This window comes from Streptomyces sp. SA15 (assembly GCF_002291145.1).
GTDB lineage: Bacteria > Actinomycetota > Actinomycetes > Streptomycetales > Streptomycetaceae > Streptomyces.
This window is the reverse complement of record NZ_NTGE01000119.1, coordinates 1-3,976: the sequence shown is the minus strand read 5'-3', so window position 1 is coordinate 3,976 and position 3,976 is coordinate 1. Positions and strand designations below refer to the sequence as shown.

Annotated in this window: 5 protein-coding genes and 1 pseudogene; 1 reads left to right on the top strand and 5 read right to left on the bottom strand. The window is 71.3% G+C overall.

Features of this window, described 5'->3' with window-relative positions:
- The 5 genes and pseudogenes from CLM62_RS27785 to CLM62_RS27765 form a co-directional block, all read right to left on the bottom strand.
- Positions 1–197 (bottom strand): annotated as a pseudogene (locus tag CLM62_RS27785) (urease accessory protein UreF); the annotation flags it as partial.
- Positions 197–1,918: an urease subunit alpha gene (locus CLM62_RS27780; RefSeq protein ID WP_095752647.1), complete on the bottom strand. Its 1,722-nt coding sequence runs from the start codon at positions 1,916–1,918 to the stop codon at positions 197–199. The pseudogene CLM62_RS27785 and the gene CLM62_RS27780, both read right to left, overlap by 1 nt.
- Complete coding sequence (locus tag CLM62_RS27775; protein WP_095752646.1) at positions 1,911–2,222, bottom strand: urease subunit beta; 312 nt, start codon at positions 2,220–2,222, stop codon at positions 1,911–1,913. Before CLM62_RS27775 ends, CLM62_RS27780 begins: the two co-directional genes overlap by 8 nt.
- Before the next feature lie 10 nt (positions 2,223–2,232).
- Complete coding sequence (locus CLM62_RS27770; RefSeq protein WP_010988499.1) at positions 2,233–2,535, bottom strand: urease subunit gamma; 303 nt, start codon at positions 2,533–2,535, stop codon at positions 2,233–2,235.
- A 131-nt stretch (positions 2,536–2,666) separates the two neighbouring features.
- Entirely contained in the window at positions 2,667–3,296 is a 630-nt protein-coding gene (locus tag CLM62_RS27765) for a TetR/AcrR family transcriptional regulator (protein ID WP_095752645.1), read from the bottom strand.
- Positions 3,297–3,480: 184 nt separating this feature from the next.
- On the opposite strand from CLM62_RS27765, the gene CLM62_RS27760 reads away from it, so the two are divergent.
- Positions 3,481–3,976, top strand: a 496-nt coding sequence (locus tag CLM62_RS27760) for an ABC transporter permease (RefSeq protein ID WP_143659161.1), incomplete at its 3' end; no start/stop codon positions are given.

Here is a 3,976-nt window from a genome sequence, read left to right as displayed (position 1 = left end):
ACACCGGGTGCCGCCGCCGCGGCCAGCGCGGCCGCGACCCGCCCCGCCGTGTGCAGCCGCCCCCGGCAGAAGTCCTCCAGGCTCGCCGCCCCCGTGACACGCCCGGCCTTGACGGCCGCCTCGGCCCCGCCGGAGTGCGCGTGCCCCCCGGCGGGAAAGCGGCCGTCGGCCAGAACAAGTAGCGCTGCCCGGGACATCAGAAGAGGAAGTAGCGCTGGGCCATGGGCAGTTCGGCGGCCGGCGTCGCCTCGACGAGCTCCCCGTCGATGTGCACGGCGAAGCTGTCGGGATCGACCTGGACCCGGGGCCGCGCGTCGTTCTCGCGCATGTCGGCCTTGGTGACCCCGCGCGTCGACTCGATGGCCACGAACCGCTTCCCGAGCGAGAGCCGCTCCGGCAGCCCGTCCTCGACGGCGAGCGGTGCCACGAAATTGACCGAGTTGGACGCGGGCGCCCGCCCGATCGCGCCGTACATCGGGCGCGGCAGGATCGGCTGCGGGGTCGGGATCGACGCGTTCGCATCGCCCATCTGGGCGTACGCGATCTGCCCGCCCTTGACGACGAGGTGCGGCTTGACCCCGAAGAACGCGGGCTCCCACAGCACCAGGTCCGCCAGCTTGCCGGTCTCCACCGAGCCGACCTCGTGGGCGAGGCCCTGCGCGACGGCGGGATTGATCGTGTACTTGGCGACATAGCGACGTACACGACGGTTGTCCGCGCGCCCGTCGCCCGGCAGCGCACCCCGCCGCCGCTTCATCACATGGGCCGTCTGCCAGGTCCGCATGATGACCTCGCCCACCCGCCCCATCGCCTGCGCGTCCGACGAGATGATCGAGATCGCGCCCAGGTCGTGGAGGATGTCCTCCGCCCCGATCGTCGAGGGCCGAATCCGGGACTCGGCGAAGGCCAGGTCCTCCGGCACCGCCGGATTCAGGTGGTGGCAGACCATCAGCATGTCGAGGTGTTCCTCGGCGGTGTTGACGGTGAAGGGCCGGGTCGGATTCGTCGAACTCGGCAGCACGTGCGGCTCGGACACCACGGTCATGATGTCCGGCGCGTGCCCGCCACCCGCACCCTCGGTGTGGTACGCGTGGATCCCTCGCCCCGCGATCGCGGCCAGCGTGTCCCCGACGAACCCCGCCTCGTTCAACGTGTCCGTGTGGATCGCGACCTGGATGCCGGTCCGGTCGGCGACGGTCAGCGAGGCGTCGATGACGGCCGGCGTCGACCCCCAGTCCTCGTGCAGCTTCAGACCGAGCGCGCCGCCGCGGATCTGCGACAGCATCGCCTCGTGCGAGACGGTGTTGCCCTTGCCGAGGAACCCGACGTTGAGCGGGTACTGCTCCATCGCCTCCATCATCCGCGCCAGGTGCCAGGGGCCGGGCGTGACGGTGGTCGCCTTCGATCCCTCGGCCGGACCGGTGCCGCCGCCGACCAGAGTCGTGATACCGGCGGACAGCGCCTCGTCGGCGATCTGCGGGCAGATGAAGTGGACGTGCGCGTCGACGGCCCCGGCGGTCAGGATCCGGCCGTTGCCCGCGATGACCTCGGTCTCGGGGCCGATCACGAGCTCGGGGTGGATCCCGTCCATGGTGTCGGGGTTGCCGGCCTTGCCGATCCCGGTGATCCGGCCGTCGCGGATGCCGACGTCGGCCTTGACGATCCCCCAGTGGTCGACGATGACGGCACCCGTGATGACCGTGTCCGGAGTGCCTTCTGCGCGCGTAGCACGCGACTGCCCCATGGATTCCCGGATGACCTTGCCGCCGCCGAACACGGCCTCGTCCCCGGCGAGCCCGGGCCCGCCGGAACGATCCTCCTCGATCTCGATCAGCAGATCGGTGTCGGCGAGCCGGACGCGGTCGCCGGTGGTGGGGCCGAACAGGTCGGCGTACGCGGCACGCGAGATCTCAGGCATCGAGGGCACCTCCGGTCTCCCCGCGGAGGCCGGGGACCACGCGGGCGCCGGTGAGCGGGACGAGTTCGACGTCGACGGGGATCCCGGGCTCGAAACGCACGGCGGTGCCGGCGGCGACGTTCAGCCGCTTGCCACGCGCGGCCGCGCGGTCGAATTCCAGACCGGGATTGGCCTCGGCGAAGTGATAGTGGGAGCCGACCTGGACGGGCCGGTCGGCAGCGTTGAGGACGGTCAGCCGGGTGGCCTCGCGGTCCTCGTTGTAGACGATCGGGCCCTCGGCGAACAGGATCTCTCCGGGAATCATCGAGGCCCCCTCAGACGATCGGGTCATGGACGGTGACCAGCTTGGTGCCGTCCGGGAAGGTCGCCTCGACCTGGACGTCGTGGATCATCTCCGGGATGCCTTCCATGACGTCGTCCCGGGTGAGCAGCTTGCGTCCGGAGGACATGAGCTCGGCGACGGTACGGCCGTCCCGCGCGCCCTCGAGGATGTGCGACGTGATGAGCGCGACCGCCTCGGGGTGGTTCAGCTTCAGCCCGCGGGCCCGGCGCTTCTCGGCCACGTCGGCCGCCACGTGGATGAGCAGCCTCTCTTGCTCGTGCGGGGTCAGTTGCACGTCCCACCTCACAGTCCTCGCTCCGGACCGTGCGGGGCCCGGTTGCCGCAGCCACGGGGCAAAGTCCCTGGTGGCGTGGATGGGCAGGCTAGTTGGATCGAGTTTCGTGCAAGTTAACCGAGCTGTGATCCTCAGGCTTCCGGTTCGGCGTCCGGCATGCTCATCAACGCGCGCAGGCCGTCCCGCAGGACCTCCACGGGGGCGGGCCCGAAAAGGGACTGCTGAGCGATGAAGCCCAGTACGGCGGCGATCATGGTGCGGGCCACGTGATCCGGCGGGACGTCCGAGCGCATCGTCCCCGCTTCCTGGTAGCCCTCCACGATCCGCCCCCACGCCGCGCGCACCGCGCTGTACCCCTCCCCCAGGACGGCGGCCAGCTCGGCGTTGCGCGGGATCTCCGACCACACCTGGACGACCAGGCGCGGGAAGGCGGGGGCGCCGTCGAGGGTGAGGCCCTCGCGCAGGGCGAGGGTCCGGCTCAGGACAGCGGCCACGAGGCGGTCGGGCGGCGGAGGGGGGCTCTGCCCGGCCGCCTCCTCGAAGGCCGCGCGGACCCCACCCAGCACCTCGGAGACGATTGCGGTGATCAGCTCCTCCTTGCCGCTGAAGTAGCGGTACACCGCACCGGCCGACAGGTCGGCCTCCTTCAGGACGTCCTGCATGGACGTGGCGTGGAAGCCGTTGCGGGCGAAGCAGAGCGCGGCGGCGTCGAGGATCTGCCGTCGGCGGGCGTCGAGGTGGGCCTGGGTTACGCGTGCCATGACCGCCAACCTAAAACGAACGTTCCTTCTTGACAAGCCGGACCTCCGCGGCGCACGGTGGGGGCACAGCTAAAACGAACGATCCTTCTTTTTGAGAATCCGGACTTTGAGCCCCGGACTTTTGAGTCCCGGACTTTTTGAGACCCAGACCGAAGCGACGCAGAATCGTCCCGGAGGAGACCCCATGTCCACCGCTTCCGCCCCCTCCAGCAAGGCCGCGGCCCGGCGCGTGATCGCGGTCGTCGTCCTCGTCCCCCTCCTCGCGGCCCTCGCCCTGTGGGCCTTCGCCTGGCCCGCCGCGCGCACCGCACCCCGCGACCTGCCGCTCGGCGTGGCCGGCCCCGCCACCGCCACGGCTCAGGTGGAGCAGCAGCTGCGGCAGCGCGAGGGCGCGTTCGAGATCCACCGGTACGCCGACGAGGCCGCCGCCCGGGACGCCATCGAGGACCGGACCGTATACGGAGCGATCGTCGTCACCCCCCAGGGGCCCGAGCTGCTCACCGCCTCCGCCGCGAGCCCGATCGTCGCCCAGATGCTGCAGCAGACGGTGACGGAGCAGGCGTCCGCCGCGGGCACTCGGATCAGGACGGTCGACGTGGTGGCCGCCCCCGAGAAGGACCCGCGCGGCTCGGCCCTGAACGCGAGCGTGCTGCCGCTCGCCCTGGCCGGCATCGCGGCGG